This window comes from Xanthobacter agilis, assembly GCF_021730435.1.
GTDB lineage: Bacteria > Pseudomonadota > Alphaproteobacteria > Rhizobiales > Xanthobacteraceae > Xanthobacter > Xanthobacter agilis.
This window is the reverse complement of sequence record NZ_JABWGX010000041.1, coordinates 1-19,979: the sequence shown is the minus strand read 5'-3', so window position 1 is coordinate 19,979 and position 19,979 is coordinate 1. Positions and strand designations below refer to the sequence as shown.

Sequence of the window (19,979 nt, the reverse complement as noted above, 5' to 3'; positions counted from 1 at the left end):
GCCAATCAACCTTGGCCGCCCAGCCGCTCCAGATCGAAGGCCGCGACATCCGCCAGCAGTTCCACGAACGCTTGCGCGCCGAACGCCGCGGCCGCCTCGCCCTTGCCGGCGGTGGCGCCGCGGGCATCGCCCATGGCCCCCGCCGGGCTCAGATCCTCGCTGAGCCACCCGAACCCCACCGGATGGTTGGCCCGCAGTCGCTTGAATGCGCCTTCCATGGCCACCGAATAGGGCACGAAATCCGCCGCCTGCCCCATGTCCACCAGCTCCGGACGGAAGGCGAGCATGAGCGAGGTTTCCACCTCACCGCCGTGGATGCCATGGGCCCGCTCATGATCGTCGAACAGACCGGGCGGATAGCCGAACCGATGCATCGAGCACATGGCCACCAGCATCCCGTGCTCCAGCCGCAGGGTGCGGGCCACAAGATCGATCACCGGCACATTGCCGCCATGGGTGTTCATGAGCACCAGCCGCCGCACCCCCGCGCGGGCCAGGCAGGCGCCCAGCTCCACCCATGCGCTGAGGGCGGTGGCCGGCGACAGGGTAAGGGTGCCGGCGAACGTCTGGTGCTCATCGGATTTGCCCACCGCCTGCACCGGCAGCACCGCCACGTCGAGAGTATCCGGCACCAAAGGCGCGATGCGCGCGAGATAGCCTTCGGCGATGAACAAATCCGTGCCGAGGGGCAGATGGGGCCCGTGCTGCTCCACCGCCGCCACCGGCAGCACCGCCACGAGGCGCGCCTTGTCCAGGGCCGCGATGGCGGGCGAAGAAAGTTCAGACCACCTGAGAAACACCGGCCAACTCCCGGCGGGCTCCGCCCGCTCCCATGGGGCCGCGCGCGCCCCTCGGAGCGCGCCCTGGCCCGATCAAGCCTCCGCCCCGCCGCCATCCGGGCATCGGGGAGCAGAGCCATTCCAACCCAAATGTCGCGCGATCTCGTCTCCGCAGGTGCGGGCGCGCGAACGACTAAAAAATCTCCGCAACAGTCAATCCACGCCGCGCGCAAACGCTCTCGGTTATTGCCTTCGCGCGATGTCTTCACGCGAACCGGAACCCACTTCGCGTGAAGATGCTCTAACGCTTGCGGCGCTCGGCGGTGAGATCGTCCATCAGGCTTTCGATACGCTCCGCGTTGGACCCGAGATCGCGCGCGCCGTAGCGCGAGGCGGAGCGCATGTCCACCCGCGCCCCTTTGGCGGTGGGGCGGATGCGGATCACCACATCGTTGCGGTAGCCCATGATGCGCGACACCGCCACCGCCTCGATCAACCCATCGCGCTGCGCGCCGCGCGGAGGGGCGGCATCCAGAACATGCCAGCCGCGCTTCTGCACCAGCGCCAGCACCGCATTGAACGCTTCTTCCGGCGTCGCGCTGAGATCGGCCGGCTTGATGCCCGGATAGCCGGCCCGCTGCGCCCCCGCCGTCAGCGCGCCGGGCAACGGATGGCTGTTCGCCTCCCGCGGCCGGGCCAGCAACAGCGACTGGAAACGTGGCGGGTCCTCGAGATCGGTGGAGATGTCGGCGATCTCCGGCAGCATCATGCCACGGGCGATCACCACCGCCGGCGCGGCCAGCACCACGCCGGCCAGGGCCACCGCCGCCATGGCCCGCCCGATGCCCACCCAGCCACTCTCCCAGGTGATGAAAAAGGCAATGGCACCAAGCAGGCCCCCCAGGGTCGCCACCGCAAGACCCGCCGCGAACGCCACCGTGGCGAGGCTGAAATCCAGCAGCCCGAGCCGATACGTCAGAATCGACAGCACCAGCACCGGAACCGCGAACAAGGCGAGGCGAAAACTCCACCGGGCGGTCGGCGAAACACGCTCCTCAATGTACAGACGGCGCCTGATCATCGTGTTCCGTCTTCCGGTCCATGCGACCTCACCCACCTGAGATGACGGAGGTGGCGGCGCTTGGCAAGAGGCGCGATTGGCAAAAGGCCCGCGTGGCGAGAGGCGCGTTCGGCGCCAGCGGCCCGCCGGGGGCCGGGAGGCTCAGCCGCGCCGGCCCAGCAGAGCCTGCGGGAGATCGTCCACGCTGTCGATAACCAAATCCGCGGCGGCGGCCAGATGCGCCACCGGTGCCGGCCCGCTGCGCACCAGGATGAAGCGTGCCCCCGCGCCGCGCGCCGCATCCAGGTCATGGGCGGTATCTCCCACCACCGCGACCCGCGACGGCGCATGCCCCCCGTGCGCCGCGCAGGCCCGCACCATGCCCGGGTCCGGCTTCGAGCCATGGCCCGAATCATAGCCGTAGATGGCGACAAGCCACCGCGAAAGCCCAAGGGCCGCCACCTGCTGCCGGGCATTCGCCTCCGCGTCGTTGGTCACCATGGCGAGGCTCAGACCGGCCGCCGCGAGGCGCCCGAGCGCGCACACCGGATTTCCGATGGGGGTGAGATGACGCAACCCTTCTCGCGCGAACAGCCGGTCGATGCGCCGCAGAAAGTCCGCCGACGCGGGCACCCCCAGCGCCTGCGCCCACGACGGCCCGTAATGGATCGACGACCCCGCCAGCAGCGGAGAGGACGGCAAAAAGCGCCGCTGCTCCGGGACATAGGCACTGATGCGGTGGAGTTCCGCCAGCCGCGCCGCGTCGCCCGCCGCCAGGGTTTGCATCACCGCACCCGCGGCCGGCCCCCAGGTCCGGTCGAAATCCACCAGGGTGCCGTCCTTGTCGAACAGCAGCGCCTCGATGTCATCGATCACCGGCAAGCTCCCATTCGCTCCACCGCCGCGACACGCCGACGGCGCTTCATGCGGTCATCGCCAGCGACAGAAAAGCCACCTCAAGTGGAAATGATACGCCCGCCGATATCCCCGTCGTTCCACGCAATTGCGCGGAGCCTACGCGCCCGGGCGGCAACGGCGCAAGTTCTGCCGCGGCGGGGGATGAGGAAGACCCGAGTACTATCGCCTAAACAAAAACGGGCGCAGCCCAAGCCGCGCCCGTCTTCATATTCAAACCCGTTGGCCGATCAGAGCACCACCACTTCGGTCCCCACCGGAACCCGGCTGTACAGGTCGATCACATCCTCGTTCAGCATGCGAATGCAGCCGGAGGAAATGGCCTGACCCAGCAGCTCAGGCTGGTTGGTGCCGTGGATGCGGAACAGGGTGTCCGCATTGCCCTGGTAGAGGTACATGGCGCGGGCGCCCATCGGATTATGCGGGCCGGGGGCCACATAAGGCGGCAGACCGGCGATGCGCTGATGAATTTCCGGGGTGGGCGTCCAGCTCGGCCACTCGGTCTTGCGGCCCACCTTGGCGCTACCGCGGAACGCAAGGCTCTCTTCGCCCACCGTCACGCCATAGCGAATCGCCTTGCCGTTATCTTCAACGAAGTAAAGATACTTGTTGGGCGTATCTACAATGATCGTGCCCGGCTTCTTATTGGTCGGATACTCGACCTCGTGCCGCGCATACTGTCCTTCAGGCTTCACCTTCGGATAAGGCGCATTCGCGAGAAGCTGCTTGTCCCGCGCCGTCTGCGCCGCTGTCGGAGCAGGTGCATACGACTCCGAGACACACCCCGCCAGCGCCAACCCGAGCAGAAGCGCCCCTGCCGCCCGCCACATCATATCGGCCTCTTCCTCATGCCTCGCAAGGAGGATTCGAAATCTGCGATCTGAATTAACCGAATGCGGCGAATGCTTGAAGACCTGAAGCCACATCACCGTAGCGTTCTCGCCGAGCGTTGCAGAAATGCCGCACACCCTCCCCTTTCGTCAGCTGCGTTTGGAGATTTTCAAGCATTTGGGCGCCTCCTCATTCCACGACCTTAGAGAAGTCGCATCCGGTGCACAGTTTCGACGCAGTCGATGCTCATCTCTAAGGCGTGTGAACGTAGCGTGAGCCCGCACGGCGCGGGTCTGCGTCAAGGGAGAAGACCATGTCCACCGAACAGTCGTCGTCCGCACTGCAGCCGGCGCCTCAGTCCGACCTCAAGCAACAGGCGCAAAGCCAGCAGTGGCGTGAGATCGGCATCGCCTCCGTCGCCGCCGCCGCCCAGCAGACGAGCGAGAAGCGCGTCGCAGACGCGAAGGCCGCTGGTGCCACCAACCGCGTTGTCACCCTTCGCGATATCGATTACTTCGCGGCGTGAGATTGTCGCGCGTCGCGCGCGGATGCCGCAGCGGCATAAACGAAGGGCATCCGGCAGAGCACCCGTCGGCTGCGTCCTGGAGCAGCCGACATCCCACATGTCGCCCGGCGGATACGCTCCGGGCGAGCGGTGATGCGTCGCCCCCCGGACGCCAGACGCCCGCGGAGACGGTTCCCTTAGCGATCCCCCGCGCCCTTGAGGCTGCGGCCGCCCCACGGGCAGCCAGCGCGGCCGGCTTGGCCTTGGCGGAGCCCGAACGGGCGGGAAAACGAAGTCGCGCTCCCGCACCTTGCCGGCCTCGCGTGTCGCGCCTTCCACACAGGAAAGCTGAGGGTTGAAACCCGCCAGGAGTTCGCCAGGCCCGGCCTGCGATCAACGCGCAGGTATCCATGCGCCGTGACTTAGGGCGTCACCGGCGATCCTCCACGTACAGGAGCGTCGACCTCCGCACCCGCCCCCTCGACGCAAGGAGCGACGCGCGGCAGTCCGCCCGAACGCCGTCAGGCGCCTGCCACCCGCGGCACGCGCTGCGCCGCCTCCTCGCGCTTCACCTGCTCGATGTCCCGGTAGCGTGCCGCCGGATGGCTCTTCGGCAGATACGGGCCCTCCCCGAACAGCTTTTCACGCAAGGTGCCCTCGCGATAGGCGGTGGGATAGACACCGCGCCGCTGCAATTCCGGCACGAGATAGCCGATCACGTCCGCGAAGGTTTCGTGCGCGAGGGCATAAGCCAGGTTGAAGCCGTCGATATCCGTCTGCTCCACCCACTCCTGCAGCAGGTCGGCCACGGTCGAGGGCGAGCCCACGAACAGCGGCCCCATGCCGCCAATGCCGCCCCATTTCGCTAGTTCCTCGATGGTCCACACCTTTTCACCCTCGGCGAGATGCTCGACGGTGGAGATGATGGCGTTGGTCTCGACCTTCTTCACCGTGTCGGTGGGCGCGTAACGGCCGAAATCGATCCCGGTCCATCCCGACATCAGCACCAGCGCCCCGTCGTAGGAGGCATAACGCGCGTAATCCTCGTATTTCGCGCGCGCCTTGGCGTCGGTCTCGTCCACGATGATCGTGGCCATCGCGTAGATCAGGATCTTGCTCGGGTCCCGTCCTTCCGCCGCCGCGCGCGTGCGGATCTCGCTCACATAGGCCGTGGTCGCGGATTTGAGCGGGGTCGAGATGAACACGCACTCCGCGTGGCTCGCGGCGAACTGCTTGCCCGCGCCCGAAGCTCCGGCCTGAAACAGCACCGGCGTGCGCTGCGGCGACGGCTCGCACAAATGATAGCCGGGCACATCGAAATACGTGCCGTGGTGGCCGATCTCGTGAATCTTGTCGGGATCGGCAAAGATGCCACGGACGCGATCACGTAGCACCGCCCCATCCTCCCAGCTTCCTTCCAGAAGCTTGTAAAGCACTTCCACATATTCCAGGGCGATATCGTAACGATTGTCGTGTCGGCGCAGGCCGCCCTGGCCGATATTCTTCGCGCCGCTTTCCAGATACGACGTCACGATGTTCCAGCCGACCCGCCCCTTGGTGTGGTGATCGGCCGTGGAAAGCCGGCGCGCAAACGTGTAGGGGTGCTCAAAGCTGGTGGAGGCCGTCACGCCGATGCCAATGTGCTTCGTCGCCTGCGCGATGGGATTGGCAAGCTGAAGCGGATCGTTGACCGGAATCTGCACGCCCTGCAGCAACGCGTTTTTCAGATCCCCCTTGTACACATCATAATATCCGATCACATCGGCGATGAAAATCGCCTCGAAAAACCCGGCCTCCAACAGCCGTGCCAAGTCCGTCCAATAGTCGAGACTATAATATTCCCACGAGCGATCACGGGGATGCCGCCACAGGCCCGGAGACTGGTGACCCACGCAATTCATCTCGAAAGCGTTGAATCGAATTGTCTTTGCCATCAGCGACTCCGCTCGTCAGGCGTAAAAGGGCTCGGCGGCGTGCGCGCTTCCGCACCAATGCAAGGATAGGACCGCCACACCAAGCCGGAGAAGGGATTCTCCATGATATCTTTTACGGCTGACGTCAGCGGGCGGGCAACCGTCAGCGTTTTTCTTTTTCAGCACAAATATGGAATATTATTTTTTACACTGAAAATATGTGAAGAAAACAAGCCCTACCCACCGAGCACCATACGACCGACCGGCGCTCATAGCTCTCGGGACCATGCCCATGAGGGCCGCCAGAACCGAACCTCATCGGCCATATTGTTAAATTTTAAATATATATAGAACAGTTTTTCTTCAAACGACGAAACTTTGAAATACCAAACTCTCGCCGGACATCTCCCCGCCTGATTATATTTGTCGCCCTGGGTTCTTCCCGGCGCATCGCGCGCCGACCCTCTTCAAAAACCAAGCGCGACCGTCACCCGGCAACCGATCCGGGGGCGTGAAGGAGTCTCTCCGTGACCGACCAAGACCTCCACCGCCCGTGCGGCGCCGACACCCGCCTGTCCCGCAGGCGCCGCCGAAAAGGACAAGCCGCGATCCGGCACCGCCGCCATGCGGCCGCAATTCTCGCCGGGCTGCTCATGCTGCCGCTTGGCACCTTGGGCGCCCACGCCATCGACATCAATTCGGCCGACTACGTGCCGGCGCCGGCCGGCGCAAATCTCCTGCTGTTCTATAGCCAATACGCGACCCGCAGCGAATATGTGAGCACGTCCGGGGCCACCATCTCGCAGAATACCGGGCTCGATTCCTACGTGGATATCCTGCGTTACGTGCATTATTTCGACGTCGCTGGCTTCCGCGTCGCGGCCCAGACGCTGGTGCCCGTGGGCACCTTGTACAATGGACGCCTCGGCGGCACCGATCTCGATTCGGCGTCCGGGTTCGGCGACCCGATCTTTTCCGGCGTGCTCTGGCTCATCAACAACAAGGAGAGTGAAAGCTATTTCGCGGTTGCGCCCTATCTTTACGCGCCGCTCGGCCAATACGATTCCAACCAGGCGCTCAACGTCGGCGAGAACCGCTGGAAGCTGGACCTGCAAACCGCGTGGTACCAGGGCTTCGGCAACGGCGTCGCCTTGCAGATCGCCGGCGACGTCATCTGGTATGGCTCCAATTCGGACGCTGGCGGCGGCAACGCGACCCTGACGCAGGACAACACCTATCAGCTTCAGGTCTGGCTCTCCTACGCTTTCGCCCCGACATGGTCGGCCGCGGTCGGCTATTCCGGATTCTGGGGCGGCACTGAATATCTTTCCGGCGTGGCCACCGGCAATGCCACCGAACGCGACCAGCTCCGGTTCGAGCTTTCCAAGTTCATCACCCCCACCTTCCAGGTGCTGGGACTGGTGCAGCGTGATTTCAATACATCGGGCGGCTTCCCCGAAGATTTCCGCGGCACGCTCCGCCTGCTTCAGGTGTTCTGACACGCTCCAAACGACCCGCGCCCCTCGGTCACCGGACGGAGGGGCGCGGGTCACGCAAGCGGGAGGCCGGCAACAACAGCGGCGCCAAGCCAAAGTCAAAACCCTCACGCGAGGGCCGCCACCTTGCCCCCCAGATACCGGTCGCGGATGTCGTCGCGGGCGGCGAGATCGGCGGCGGCCCCACTGAGCGTGCTGCGGCCGTTCTCGATGACCGTGGCGTGATGGGCATGCTTCAGCGCGATGGACGAATTCTGCTCCGCCACCAGCAGGGTCATCCCCATTTCGCGATTGAGGCGACTGAGCGCCTCGAAGATCTCGGCCACCACCAGCGGGGCAAGCCCCATGGAGGGCTCATCCAGGACAAACAGCCGCGGCGCCGCCATCAGCCCCCGCCCGATGGCGGCCATCTGCTGCTCGCCGCCGGAGGTGAGGCCAGCGGCAACCCGCCGACGCTCCTTGAGGCGCGGAAACAACGCGTACACCACCTCCAGCCCGCGTGTGACCTGCCCCCGCCCAAACCCGCGCCCGACCGCCCCGGCAACGAGGTTTTCTTCGATTGTCAGCGACTTGAAGCAGCGACGGCCCTCGAGAACCGGCACCAGCCCACGGCGGATGTGCTCGGCCGGGCTGTGGGAGGTGACATCGCGCCCATCAAACAGGATCCGGCCCGAGGTGATGCGCCCGCCGGCGGCCGGCAGCAGGTTCGACACCGCCTTGAGCAGGGTGGTCTTGCCGGCGCCGTTCGCGCCCAGCAGCGCGGCGAAGTCGCCGGCGCGGACCTCAAGGCTCACCCCGTGCAAGGCCGCAATGGCACCGTTATAGGAGGCGGCGACGTTTTCGAATGCCAGAAGCGCACTCATGCTTGTCTCCCGGTGGGGCAGGCGAACCTCAGGCCCACAGCATTTTCAAGCGAAGTGGCTTCCGGTTCGCGTGAAGAAAATTCGTAAATACAATAATCTAGAGCGGATGACGTGAGCCACTACGAAGGGAAAACGTTGTAGGCGCCGCGCGGACGCGAAAGAAGGCCCGCGACACGCGCGCGGGCCTTCGGATCACGCGCTCATTTCGCGCTGACGGTGTCGACGTCGGCCTCGGTGCGGATCTTGATGCCCTTCTCCCTGGCATAGGCCTCGGCGGACTTTTCGATGATCGGCCGCAACAGCGCCCAGTCCGGCGCGATCCAGTCCGAAACCACCTTCCACTTCTTGCCGTCCCACTGCTGGAAGGTCACATAGCCCTGCCCTTCGTGGTTGTCCCAAGTGACGTTGATGGAGTGGAACAAGTTTTCAGCACCAAGTTGTTTCACCCGTTCCGGGCTCAATTGCAGGTGCTCGAATCCCCAGCGGATTTCATCCCCGGACAAAGTGCGATGGCCGAACTTTTCCTGCGCGATGCGCACCGCCTCGACGTTCAGGATGCCGTTGACGATACCCAGGTTGTGGTAGACCGTGCCGATGCGGCCGCGATCCGACAGATTGCCGAGGCCCTTGTCGTAGAGCTGCTCGGTGATGTCCTTCAGCACCGGATAGTCATGGCCAGAGGCCTGGGTGGTCAGAGCCGTATAGCCGATAGCGGCTTCGCCGGCGGGCAGCACATCCTCTTCGGAATTGGACCAGACGTTGCCTATGATCTTGGTCGCGGGGAAGCCGTTGCGCTGGGCGGTGGTCAGCGCCACCGGGTTCATCACGCCCCAGCCGCGCAACACCACGTAGTCCGGCCGTTCGCGGCGGATCTGCAGCCATTGCGCCTGCTGCTCGTTGCCGGGGTGCGGCACCTCGATCTGTACCACCTTGAAGCCGAACTTCCGGGCCAGCAGGTCATAGATCGGGATCGTCTCCTTGCCATAGGGCGAGCCGTGGTACAGCACCACGATCTTCTTGCCCTTCAGCCCGTCCGGCCCGCCTTCCTTGGCGGCCAGATAGTTGATGATGCCCGAGCTTTCCGAATAGGGGTTCATCAATAACGGAAAGACATAGGGAAAAACGCGTCCGTCGGTGGTGTCGGTACGGCCGTGGTCGATGGTAACGAGGGAGGTCTTGTCCTTGGTGATGCCGTCGATCATCGCATAGGCGATGCCCACCGACAGCGGGTTCCAGGCCGCCACGCCGGGGTTCGACTTCAGGCGCTGATAGACCTCGACGCCCTTCTCGACCTCGTACTCGGTCTCCCCCTCGGACCAGGTGAGCTTCACGCCGTTCACCCCGCCGTCGCGGACATTGATGAGGTTCATATAGTCGATGAAGCCGCCGAAAAAGCCCGAGCCCGGCGCCGCATAGGGGCCGACCCGGAAGCTTTGCAGCGGGAAATACTGTTCATCGGCGAGGGCCGGGGCGCCGCCCAGAAGGGCGGCCGCCAGCAAGGCCGGGACCATGCGTTTGAAGAATGCCATTTCAATCTCCGGTGATGAGCGTCAGCCGCGCCGCAGCACGGCCCGCAGCCGTGCGGTGGCGCGGCCGAGGATGGCAGAGAGGCCGTTCGGTTCCGCGATGAGGAAGAGGATGATGACGAGCCCCAGCACCACGCGTTCGACCAGCTTGAGGACGCCGGCATCGACCAGCCCCTCGAAGGCGAAGGACGACGTGCGTGCCAGCAGCAGCGGAAACACCACGATCAGCGCCGCGCCGAGGAACGCCCCGCGGATGGTCGCCAAGCCGCCGATGATGATGATGAACAGCACCTGGAACGACCGATCGAGATTGAAGCCCGCCGGTTCGACCGTGCGCAGATAGGCATAGGCCCAGATCACGCCGGCGACGCCGATGATGGCGGAGGAGATCGCGAAGGCGACGAGCTTCGTGCGCAGCACCGGCACGCCGATCACCTTGGCCGCCGTCTCATCGTCGCGCACCGCGATCAGGTTCACCCCCGCGCGGCTCCCCACGATGCGGTGAACCAGAAACGTGATCCCCACCACGAGGGTCAGCGCGAAAAGATAGCGCCCCTGCGGGGCATCAAGATCCAGGCTGGCGACGGTGAGCCGCGGCGCGGCCACCACGCCGGAGGCGCTGTCATTCGAGAACCAGCTGAACTTGGTGAGCGCCCATTGCACGAAGAATTGCGCGGCGAGCGTCGACACCGCGAGATAGAAGCCGCGCAGGCGCAGGCTCGGCAGGCCGAACACGACGCCGATGGCCGCCGCCGTGGCCGCCGCCAGCACGATCGCCAAAGGCAAGGAGACCCCCAGCCGAAGCTGAAAATTGTAGGCCGCGAAGGCCCCCACCGCCATGAAGGCGGCGGAACCGAGCGAGACCTGTCCGCCGTAGCCGGTCAAAAGGTTGAGCCCGAGCCCGGCCAGGGACAAGGCGAGGAACGGCAGCAGAATGGCCTCGATCACATAAGGCGAGGCGATCACCGGCACCACCAGGACCGCCACCGCCAGAAGGGCAAGCAGGCCCAGCGCGCGCAGGTTGACGCGCGGGGGAGCAACCGGGACGTCGGCGCTGAGGGACATGGATCAATACCTCTCCACGAGCTTCTTGCCGAACAGCCCGGACGGCCGGACCAGCAACACCACCAGCGCCACCGCATAGGCGAACCAGCTTTCGATGCCGCCGCCGACGAAGGGGCCGAGATAGACCTCGGCGAGCTTTTCGGTGGCGCCGATCACAAGCCCCGCCACGATCGCCCCGACGATGGAATCAAAGCCGCCCAGCACCAGCACCGGCAGCGCCTTCAGCACCACCAGCGAGAGCGAGAACTGCACCCCCAGCCGCGCGCCCCACAACAGCCCCGCCACCAGCGCAACGACGCCGGCGGCGGTCCACACCGTGCCCTGGATGCGGCCGAGCCGGAGCCCGACGGCGATGGCGGCAAAGGTGTCGTCGGCCACCGCGCGGAACGACAGGCCGGTGCGCGTGTAGCGGAAGAACAGGGTGAGGACGCTCACCATCGCCGCCGCGATCGCCGCCGCCACCAGGTCGAAGGTGGAGATGAAGATGCCCCCCACCTCGAACGGCGCGTTGGAAACCCCAAGGTCGAGCCGGTGCACCTGGGTGCCCCAGATCAACTGGGCCGCGCCCTCGATCACATAACTCAGCCCCAGGGTTGCCATGAACAAGGTCATGGGCGAGCGGTTGCTCAAGGGCCGCAACACCGTGCGCTCGATAGCAAAGCCGAGCCCGGCCATGATGACCAGCGTCACCGCGATCGCCGCCCAGAACGGCACCTGACGTTCAACCAGGCTGACGAAGGTCAGTGCCGCGAACAGCACCATCGCGCCTTGGGCGAAGTTCAGCACGCCGGACGTCTTGTAGATGAGGACGAAGCCGATCGCGACCAGGGCATACATCACCCCGGACAGAAGCCCGCCGACCGCGACCTCGACCGCGAACAGAAGCTCGGGCGAATCCATCATGCCGCCTCCGCGCCGAGATAGGCTCGGATGACCTCGGGATCCCGGCGGATCTCCACCGGCGTGCCGTCGGCGATCTTGACGCCGTGGTCGAGCACCGCGATGCGATCCGAAAGCTCCATGACCACGCCGATGTCGTGCTCGATGAGAATGATGGCGAGCCCCGTCCGGTCGCGCACGGCGCGGATGTGGGCCGCCATTTCCGCCTTCTCGGTCACGGTCAGCCCGGCCATCGGCTCGTCGAGCATCAGGAGGTTCGGCTCGGCCACCAGGGCGCGCGCGAGATCCACCTGCTTCTGCACGCCATAGGGCAAGGTCGAGACCAGGCGATCCAGCACCCCGCCAATGCCCAGGAAGGCCGCGATTTCCCGCACCTCTTCATCCTCCCGCGCGCTTTCGCTGCGCGCGGCAGATAGGCCCAGCACCTGCGCCAGCAGGCCGGAGCGGCGGCGGAACGCCAGGCCAGAAGCGATGTTCTGCGCCGCCGTCAGGCCGGGGAAGAGGGCAAGGTTCTGGAACGTGCGCGCCACGCCGATTTTCGCCAGTCGCGACGCCGGCATGCGCGCGAAGGCCTGACCCGCGATCTGGACGGTGCCGGCGTCGGCCCGGTAAAGGCCGCTGATGACATTCACCAGCGACGACTTTCCCGCCCCGTTCGGACCAATGATCGCCCGGATTTCCCCCGGCGCCACGTCGAAGGAGATGTCGCGCAACGCGCGTATGCCGCCAAAGCTCAAGCAGATCCCGTCGAGGGCGAGGGCCGGAGCGCTCGTCGTGGCGGCGGCCACCGAAAAGACGCCGGATCCCGGCGCGTCACCGGCTGCCGCCAGACGCACCACTGTGGTCGACATGATGGTCTCCAGATTGCGCCAAGCCCCGCGCGGCGGGGACGAACGCCAAGAGTCGGAATGAAAGCGCGCGCCACCGCTGCCCGACGAACCGCACGGCGCAGCACCACGGGAAGAGGATCACGCGCGGCAACTCCGAACACACGTCCAGAACCCACGTCACACATCACCAGCCCGTAATTAAATAATTTCCATGGATTTAAAACTATAGGAGCTGGATTGCGGCTTCCATTCCAAAATCCGGAGATCTGGGAGAAGAAAGATCCTTGCGACCGCCTCCCGGCGCCGTTCTTTTTCTTCCCTTAGGACCGACACGGTCAGACCCGGCGCCGCCCAACCGAAACGGGGGATGCCGGGACACCGGAGCACGGGACGCGTCCCGGCGGGGGCTTCAGACAGTGCGGGACGCCCGCGCCACCGCCGTCTCTGCCGCGAGATGGCGGGCGACCGCCTCGGCCCAGGCGGTGACCTCGGGCACGCCCATCAATTCCCCCACGGCTCCACGGGCGAGCGGCCCCGCTACGAGAAGGTGCGGCTGCTCGACGCCGTAGCGATCCAAGACCAGCCCATGCGGCGATGTCCAAATCCCGAGCCCCAGGGGGTCGGCCTGGAGAAGCCCCTGCCGGGCGAGATCGGCCAGCACCGGATTGGCCGCGATGACCGATCCGTGGGCCGGCCCGGTGGCCACCACGATCCGCTCCACCTCCAGGCGCCGGAGCGCTCCGCCCCGCAGCTTGACCTCCACCGCGATGGTGCCCGCTTGGGGCCGCGCGCCCACGAGCCGGCCGGACAGCGGCTCCAGCCGACCGGCCGCGATCTCGGCGTGCACCACATCATGGGTCTGGGGTGCGATGCGAAACCGATGGATGTCCCACAGCCCGCGCAGATGGCGCACCACCCGGCGCCGTTCGGCCCAGGGCAACGCCGCCCAGACCCACGGCCCCTGGCTCCGCAGGCGATCGAACAGAGGGTGCCACGTCAAGCCGGCCTGGGAATCCTGCGCCAGATCCCGCCGCACGCGCCGCAGAAGACCAAGCGCGCGCTCTTCCAGGGGACGCGTGAAATCGGCCGAGGTCGCGGCCTGCTCCGGACCGTGGGGCTTCGAGCGGCGGCCATGGCGGGATAGCATATGGACCGCGCCCGCATGTCCCCGCCGGTGCAGCGTGGCGACCACATCGGCCCCCGTCAGCCCCGACCCGACGATCAGGACGCGGTCGGTGGCCGCGATGCCGGACAGGGCGTCCGGCCCGTAGGCGTCCACCACCAGGCGGGAATCGCCCTGCAAGCCGGCCAGCGCGCCGGGCACCGCCGGGGCCGGATGCGCAACCGCCAGCACGACCCGATCGGCCGCCACCTCCTCGCCATTGTCCAGCGAGACCGCGTAGCCCAGCCCCTCCCGCCGCACGCCAATGGCGGCGGCGCGCAAATGCTCGACCCGGCCCGACGCCAGCCAGGGCCGAAGGTGGTCCGCCACATATTGGCCGAAAACGGCGCGGGGCACGAAGGCGTCGCCATTGGCGATTTGCGAACCCGGCGGCAGGCCAGGCCCTTCCGGCGACAGCAACCAGCGTTGAAAATGCAACGGATCGCTGGTGTCGAGCGTCATCTTCCGCTCGGGCACATTCAGCCGATGGTCCGGGTCCGGCGTCGAATAGGCCAGGCCGCGGCCAAGCTCCTCGCGCGGCTCGATCACGATGATACGGAGGTCCTCCGCGCCGGTGCCACGCGCCAGATGCCAGGCGACGGCGGCGCCGGACAGACCCCCGCCAATGATGGCGACGCTCACGCGCCCTGTCGGCGCCGGTTGAGCACGCGCGATGGACGCCGTCAGCCGCTCGGAAGAATTCATGGGTCTGCCCCTCACCCTTATGACTGGACGCGCCCCGCGCCAGAGCACGGCATCTTCCGCCCCGCCCTAGAAAGCACCGCACCTAGAGCGTTTCCGCTGAACGGGAGTTCACCGGAAACGCTCTAGGTCGTTGTTTTATCGCAATTCCAGGCGCAAAACCGCTGCACACTTTTGCTGGAATTGCTCTAGGCGCGGTGCTCAGCTGGCGCCCGACTGCGCGCGACATGAATGCCTATATATTCAGTAACCGCGCGGCATTCTTGTAGAACAGTTTCTCAAGAACCCCCTCGCGGAATCCCACTTTCTGGAAATCCGCGATGGTCTGCCCGATGGGGCGGAAGGGATAGGACGAGCCGAACAGAAACTGATCGCCCAGGAATCCATTCACGGCATCCACATAGCTTTGCGTACCCGGCTGGAACAAATACATGTCCGGGATGATGGACACATTCTCATGCCGGAAGGCTACGCCAACGATCTGCTGCACATTCGGCCACGAGCCGTGGTAAACGGCGATCTTCAGTGCCGGAAATTGCCGCGCGACATTGCCGATCGCCGCGGGATCGTTGAACCGCGGATCGGGTGTGGTCGGCCCGCTCATCAAGAACAGGGGGACGCCGAGCGCCACCAGCAATTCATAAAGCGGGAAATACACCGCATCATCCGCGTGGCGGGCGGGACTGCCGAAGCCCGGCTCCAGATCGATGCCCTTGAGCCCCAGCACCTTGATCGCGCGCTCGGCCTCCTCCAGCGCCGCCCTCTCGCCCTGAAAGACCGGATCGACCGCGCCAATCCCCTCCAGCAGCGGCGAGGCCGACACGATCTGATGGATCGTGTCGTTCGGCAGGTGCTGCGTGGGCGTATGGCGCCCGACCACCACCGCCTTGGCCAAGCCGGCTTCACGCACCTCGGCCAGAAAGCCCTCGGGCGTGGCGGAACGGATAAAATGGGTATCGCTCCCCTTGGTACCCACGCGGCGATTGAGCCAGCGCGCCACCTCGAACTCCGCGGTGCCCGGCGTCTTGCCGAAAAAGTCGTGCAGATAGGCGGGGCGGCACCGCATGTCGATGATGTGCATGGCCCGCCTCAGCTCGCTGAAACCTGACGCACGGCACGGACGTCGAACGCGCCTCCGGTCTGCGCACCCTGCCGCGTCACCGCCCCCTTGCCCAAGAGCGGAAAGACGAGCTCCGCAAAGCGGATGGATTCCTCGAGGTGCGGATAGCCCGACAGCACGAACGTATCGACCCCCAGGCCCTGGTATTCCCGCAGCCGTTCCGCGATCTGCTCGGGCGCGCCCACCAGCGCCGTGCCCGCTCCACCCCGCACGAGGCCGACGCCCGCCCAAAGGTTCGGCGCAATCACCAGCCGGTCCCGCCGGCCGCCGTGCAGCGCGGCCATCCGCGCCTGGCCTTCGGAATCCATCTTCGCGTAATTGGCCTGCGCGGCGGCGATGTCCGCATCGGTGAGGTGCGAGATCAGCCGATCGGCCGCCGCCCAGGCCGCCGCCTCGGTTTCGCGCGCGATGACATGGAGACGCACGCCGAAGCGCACGGTGCGGCCATGCCGCGCCGCCCGCGCGCGCACGTCGGCGATCTTTTCCGCCACCGCGGGAAGCGGCTCGCCCCAGGTCAGATAGGCATCCACATGCTTGGCGGCCAAGGCATGGGCCGCCGGCGACGAGCCGCCGAAATAGAGCGGCGGATAGGGACGCTGAACCGGCGGAAAATAATTGCGGGCGCTCTCGACCTTCAGATGCCGGCCCGAGAAGCTGAAGGGCTCCCCTGTCTCCAGGATCCGCCGCCACACGGTGAGGAACTCGTCCGCCGCGTCGTAGCGCTCATCGTGGTTGAGGAACACGCCGTCCGCCGCCAACTCGGTGGCGTCACCGCCCGGCACCACGTTGAGCAGCAGCCGCCCACCCAGGGCCTGATCCAGCGTCGCCGCCTGACGGGCACAGGCGGTGGGACCCATGATCGAGGTGCGCAGCGCCACCAGCAGCTTGATCCGGCTGGTCAGGGGAATGAGGCTGGACGCCGTGACCCAGGGGTCCTGGCAGCTCGCGCCGGTGGGGATCAGCAAACCATCATAGCCGAGCCGCTCCGCCGTCACCGCGATCTCGCGCAGATAGGCGTTGGTCGGCTCCCGCCCGAAATCGGACTGGCCGAGATAACGGGTGTCGCCCGAGGTGGGAAGAAACCAGAAGATTTCGGGAGAAGGACCGGTTGCCATCGCCATTGTTCCTGTCATGCGGACGCGCCGCTTTTTTTGGGGGACGAGCCGCAACACTCCGCGACACAGGCGCCCCGCCTCAGCCTCGTTGATAGGCCGATTGATGCCGCCGGGGCCATTCCAAAGAAATCCCAACGCGGGGAAGGGATTTTCCGTCGGATAGGGGCGACGGAGAACAATATTCTCCGCCGCTGTTGCATCCTCAGTTCCAGGGATGGCGCGGCGGATGCACGCCATTGAGATACCAATTGCCGACATGGAAGAATTTCCAGCGCACCGGATCGTGCAGTGTGTGCACCCGCGCATTGCGCCAATGCCGGTCGAGGCCGAATTGCGCGAGCGTCGCCCGCGTGCCCGCCAGCTCGAACAGCGTGTTGGTGGCGTCGATGGCGATCTGCGTGGTCAGCACCTTGGCTTCCGCCGTCCGGATGGTCGCTTGCGTGACGTTGTCGAGGGAGGGATCGAGATAGCCCTTGTCGATGGCCCGGCCCGCGCTCTCCAGCAGCGCCTCGGCCGCGTGCAGACGGAGCTTCAGGTCGCCGATGGCGGCGATGGTGTAGGGATCCTCTCCGGCCGTCGGCTTTCCGCTGTCGATCCAGGGGCGGCTTTGGGTCTTCACGAACTGGATGGTGTCCTCAATCGCGGCGCGCGCGATCCCGCCGTCGATGGCGGCCTGGATGATCTGCGAGACCGGGCCCTGAACCGAGGGATGTTCCGCCGTGTCCTTCAGCTTCACCGCCCGCTCGCGCGGCACCCGGACATTGTCGATCCGCACCGAGCCCGACGCCGTGGTGCGCTGGCCGAAGCTCGACCAATTGTTGGTCACGCTCAGGCCGGGGGTCTCGCGGTCGGCGAACACCAGATAGACGCCGTCATCGCCGACCGCGACGATCGGCACGATGTGGGACAAAAGCGCGCCCGTGGTGTAAAATTTCTCACCGTCGACGACCGCTTCGCCGCCCTCGAAACGCACCCGGGTCTTGAAATCGGTGACGTCCTTGCCGCCGAACTCGGAAAAAGCGTTGCCGAACCGCAAGCCGGACAAGGACCAGCCGAACACCCGCGCCTTTTCCTCCTCGGTCGCGTCGAGATCCACGAGCGCGGCGATCGCGATGTGATTCTGCGCGATCTGCGCCACCGCCGGGTCGCCCGAGGCGACGATCGCGATCACTTTCGCCAAGGTCGCGTGGGACAGGCCGGGCCCGCCGAACCGCTTCGGAATCAAGATCGACCAAATCCCACTCTGCGAATACAGATCGAGTTCGGTGAGCGGCAGCAACCCCTCGCGGTCGCGCAGCACCGCCCCCTTGGCCAGTTCCGCCGCCAACCCGGTCGCGACCGCGATCGCGTCCTCATCCCCGGTCAGCAAATGCGGCGGGGTGGCCGGGCGCGGACGCGGCGGCACCGGATCCGAGGAGTTCACCCGAGGATGCTGCGTGTGATCGATTTGAGCGTCGGTAAGGGAACCCATGACTGGTCCTTTTCTGGCCGGATTTCCGGCGCGCGTTGAACAGTGGTTCGCGCCGCGCACCGCACATCTCTTCCGCCGCGCGCCTTATGCGCTCACCCTGCGGCGCGGTGCACCTCAACCTTGCGACAATCAACTTTCAACGCAAGTGGCAATATCTTCTTATTATTTGATACCGAACAATATCATTATTCTACAGCCACGGTTCCGCGAACGACGACATTGTGAGACATGATGATGCGGCTCGGCCGGCGTGCCGGTCGCCGCCCGCGGCCGCGCCTGCGGAAAAGATCCTTCTCATCTTCCCAGCTCCCGCGATAACCGCGTGCTCCCGCGCGCACTCAATATGAAAGACCCAACTCTCGCTTCTGTCCCGGCCTTCTGATTACACTTTCGACCACCGGCTTCACCTGATCCAAAACGGCCGAAACCGTCCCAGGAACCTTAAGTCCATCACCGCCCGGCGACCGGCTGGGCGCAGAGAGGAGCTTCGCCGTGACCGTGCATGAGTACCGGGGCACGTTCCCCGACACCGGGGATCTGAAGGCGCGCTTCCGTCCGCTTTTCGACCGCATCGCCGAGGGCGCGATCCGGCGCGAGCGCGAACGCACCCTCCCGTTCGAGGAGATCGAGTGGCTGAAGCAGGCCGGATTCACCGCCCTGCGCGTGCCGGTGGAATATGGCGGCCTCGGCGTCTCCCTCACCCAATTGTTCGATCTGCTGATCGACCTTGCCGAAGCCGACACCAACATCGCCCAGGCCTTGCGCGGTCATTTCGCCCTGGTGGAAGACCGGCTGGTGGCGCCGCGCGCCGAAGGGGAAGTGTGGCTGAAGCGCTTCGGCGCCGGCGAGATCGCCGGCAACGGCTGGACCGAGATCGGTTCCGTCAAGATCGGCGACACCATCACCAAGGTCTTTCCCGAAGGGGAAGGCTTCCGGGTCGAAGGTGAGAAATACTATTCCACCGGCTCCATTTTCGCCGATTGGATCGACACCTATGCCACCCGCGCCGACACCGGCGCCAGCGTGATCGCCATCGTGCGGACGGCCCAGCCCGGCGTCGAGCGGCGCGACGACTGGAGCGGCTTCGGCCAGAAGCTGACCGGCACCGGCACCACCATCTACACCGCCGCCACGGTCGAGCCGGAAGGCCTCGTGCCGTTCGAGACCCGCTTCCGTTATCAGACCGCCTTCTACCAACTGGTGGTGAATTCCGTTCTCGCGGGGGCGGCGCTGGCCGCGGTACGCGACGTCTCGGAGCTGGTGGCGAAGCGCACGCGCGGCTTTTCCCATGGGGCCGGAACCTTGCCGCGCCATGATCCGCAGGTGCTGCAAGTGGTGGGCCGGGCCCGCGCCTTCGCATTCGCCGCGCGGGCCGCGACGCTGGAAGCGGCGCGGGTGGCGCAACGCGCTTATGAAACCTCCCAGGCCGGGGACAAGGCGGCGGACGACCAGGCGAACATCGACGCCGAGCTGGCCTCGGCCGCCGCGCAGATCAGCGGCGCGGAGCTCGCTTTGCGCGCCACCACCGATGTCTTCAATGCGCTGAGTGCATCGGCAACCGACGAGAAGCTCGCGTTCGACCGCCATTGGCGGAATGTCCGCACGGCGGCAAGTCATAACCCGCTGATCTACAAGGAACGCATCCTGGGTGACCATGCGGTGAACGGCACCGAGCCGATCTATGTCTGGCAGATCGGAGCCATCGCCAGCTAACCCGCCTTGGCCC

17 protein-coding genes are annotated in these 19,979 nt (G+C 66.0%); 3 read left to right on the top strand and 14 right to left on the bottom strand.

From position 1 onward, the window contains the following. Positions 1-5: 5 nt before the first annotated feature. From HUW53_RS20385 to HUW53_RS20370, 4 genes are all read right to left on the bottom strand, one after another. Positions 6-800 carry a creatininase family protein gene (locus HUW53_RS20385; protein WP_237347591.1) on the bottom strand — a complete coding sequence of 265 codons (795 nt, stop codon included), beginning with the start codon at positions 798-800 and terminating at the stop codon, positions 6-8. A 280-nt stretch (positions 801-1,080) separates the two neighbouring features. Further along, positions 1,081-1,860 (bottom strand): DUF1499 domain-containing protein, encoded by a 780-nt coding sequence (locus HUW53_RS20380; RefSeq protein ID WP_237347590.1) that lies wholly within the window; start codon positions 1,858-1,860, stop codon positions 1,081-1,083. 141 nt (positions 1,861-2,001) lie between these two features. Further along, positions 2,002-2,715: an HAD family hydrolase gene (locus HUW53_RS20375; protein WP_237347589.1), complete on the bottom strand. Its 714-nt coding sequence runs from the start codon at positions 2,713-2,715 to the stop codon at positions 2,002-2,004. Positions 2,716-2,984: 269 nt separating this feature from the next. Beyond that, on the bottom strand, positions 2,985-3,587 hold the full coding sequence (locus HUW53_RS20370; RefSeq protein ID WP_237347588.1) for a L,D-transpeptidase: 603 nt from the start codon (positions 3,585-3,587) through the stop codon (positions 2,985-2,987). Between the two features lie 311 nt (positions 3,588-3,898). On the opposite strand from HUW53_RS20370, the gene HUW53_RS20365 reads away from it, so the two are divergent. Continuing rightward, on the top strand, positions 3,899-4,111 hold the full coding sequence (locus HUW53_RS20365) for a hypothetical protein (RefSeq protein ID WP_237347587.1): 213 nt from the start codon (positions 3,899-3,901) through the stop codon (positions 4,109-4,111). A 500-nt stretch (positions 4,112-4,611) separates the two neighbouring features. Here the strand turns inward: HUW53_RS20365 and HUW53_RS20360 are convergent, their stop codons facing one another. Then, positions 4,612-6,024: an LLM class flavin-dependent oxidoreductase gene (locus HUW53_RS20360; protein ID WP_237347586.1), complete on the bottom strand. Its 1,413-nt coding sequence runs from the start codon at positions 6,022-6,024 to the stop codon at positions 4,612-4,614. 506 nt (positions 6,025-6,530) lie between these two features. Here HUW53_RS20360 and HUW53_RS20355 point away from each other — a divergent pair. After that, positions 6,531-7,502, top strand: coding sequence for a transporter (locus tag HUW53_RS20355; RefSeq protein ID WP_237347585.1), 972 nt, complete (start codon positions 6,531-6,533; stop codon positions 7,500-7,502). A 104-nt stretch (positions 7,503-7,606) separates the two neighbouring features. Here HUW53_RS20355 and HUW53_RS20350 read toward each other — a convergent pair whose 3' ends face one another. The 9 genes from HUW53_RS20350 to HUW53_RS20310 all read right to left on the bottom strand — a co-directional run bounded on the left by HUW53_RS20350 (position 7,607) and on the right by HUW53_RS20310 (position 18,253). After that, on the bottom strand, positions 7,607-8,362 hold the full coding sequence (locus tag HUW53_RS20350; RefSeq protein ID WP_237347584.1) for an ABC transporter ATP-binding protein: 756 nt from the start codon (positions 8,360-8,362) through the stop codon (positions 7,607-7,609). Between the two features lie 200 nt (positions 8,363-8,562). After that, a complete protein-coding gene (locus HUW53_RS20345; protein ID WP_370877814.1) occupies positions 8,563-9,891 on the bottom strand; it encodes an ABC transporter substrate-binding protein in 1,329 nt (442 codons plus the stop codon). Positions 9,892-9,912: 21 nt separating this feature from the next. Further along, complete coding sequence (locus tag HUW53_RS20340) at positions 9,913-10,953, bottom strand: branched-chain amino acid ABC transporter permease (RefSeq protein WP_237347583.1); 1,041 nt, start codon at positions 10,951-10,953, stop codon at positions 9,913-9,915. Between the two features lie 3 nt (positions 10,954-10,956). Next, the gene (locus tag HUW53_RS20335; RefSeq protein ID WP_370877813.1) at positions 10,957-11,856 is read right to left on the bottom strand and encodes a branched-chain amino acid ABC transporter permease; all 900 of its coding nucleotides are present in this window, start codon (positions 11,854-11,856) and stop codon (positions 10,957-10,959) included. Then, positions 11,853-12,704, bottom strand: coding sequence for an ABC transporter ATP-binding protein (locus tag HUW53_RS20330; protein ID WP_237347582.1), 852 nt, complete (start codon positions 12,702-12,704; stop codon positions 11,853-11,855). Before HUW53_RS20330 ends, HUW53_RS20335 begins: the two co-directional genes overlap by 4 nt. Positions 12,705-13,092: 388 nt before the next feature. Further along, a complete protein-coding gene (locus HUW53_RS20325; RefSeq protein WP_237347581.1) occupies positions 13,093-14,550 on the bottom strand; it encodes an FAD/NAD(P)-binding protein in 1,458 nt (485 codons plus the stop codon). Between the two features lie 232 nt (positions 14,551-14,782). Continuing rightward, positions 14,783-15,628: an amidohydrolase family protein gene (locus HUW53_RS20320; protein WP_237347580.1), complete on the bottom strand. Its 846-nt coding sequence runs from the start codon at positions 15,626-15,628 to the stop codon at positions 14,783-14,785. An 8-nt stretch (positions 15,629-15,636) separates the two neighbouring features. Further along, the gene (gene ssuD / locus HUW53_RS20315; protein WP_370877812.1) at positions 15,637-16,788 is read right to left on the bottom strand and encodes an FMNH2-dependent alkanesulfonate monooxygenase; all 1,152 of its coding nucleotides are present in this window, start codon (positions 16,786-16,788) and stop codon (positions 15,637-15,639) included. Between the two features lie 196 nt (positions 16,789-16,984). Further along, complete coding sequence (locus HUW53_RS20310; RefSeq protein ID WP_237347578.1) at positions 16,985-18,253, bottom strand: SfnB family sulfur acquisition oxidoreductase; 1,269 nt, start codon at positions 18,251-18,253, stop codon at positions 16,985-16,987. A gap of 492 nt (positions 18,254-18,745) precedes the next feature. Here HUW53_RS20310 and HUW53_RS20305 point away from each other — a divergent pair, with 492 nt between their 5' ends. Beyond that, on the top strand, positions 18,746-19,966 hold the full coding sequence (locus HUW53_RS20305) for an acyl-CoA dehydrogenase family protein (RefSeq protein ID WP_237347577.1): 1,221 nt from the start codon (positions 18,746-18,748) through the stop codon (positions 19,964-19,966). The last annotated feature ends 13 nt before the right edge of the window (positions 19,967-19,979 follow it).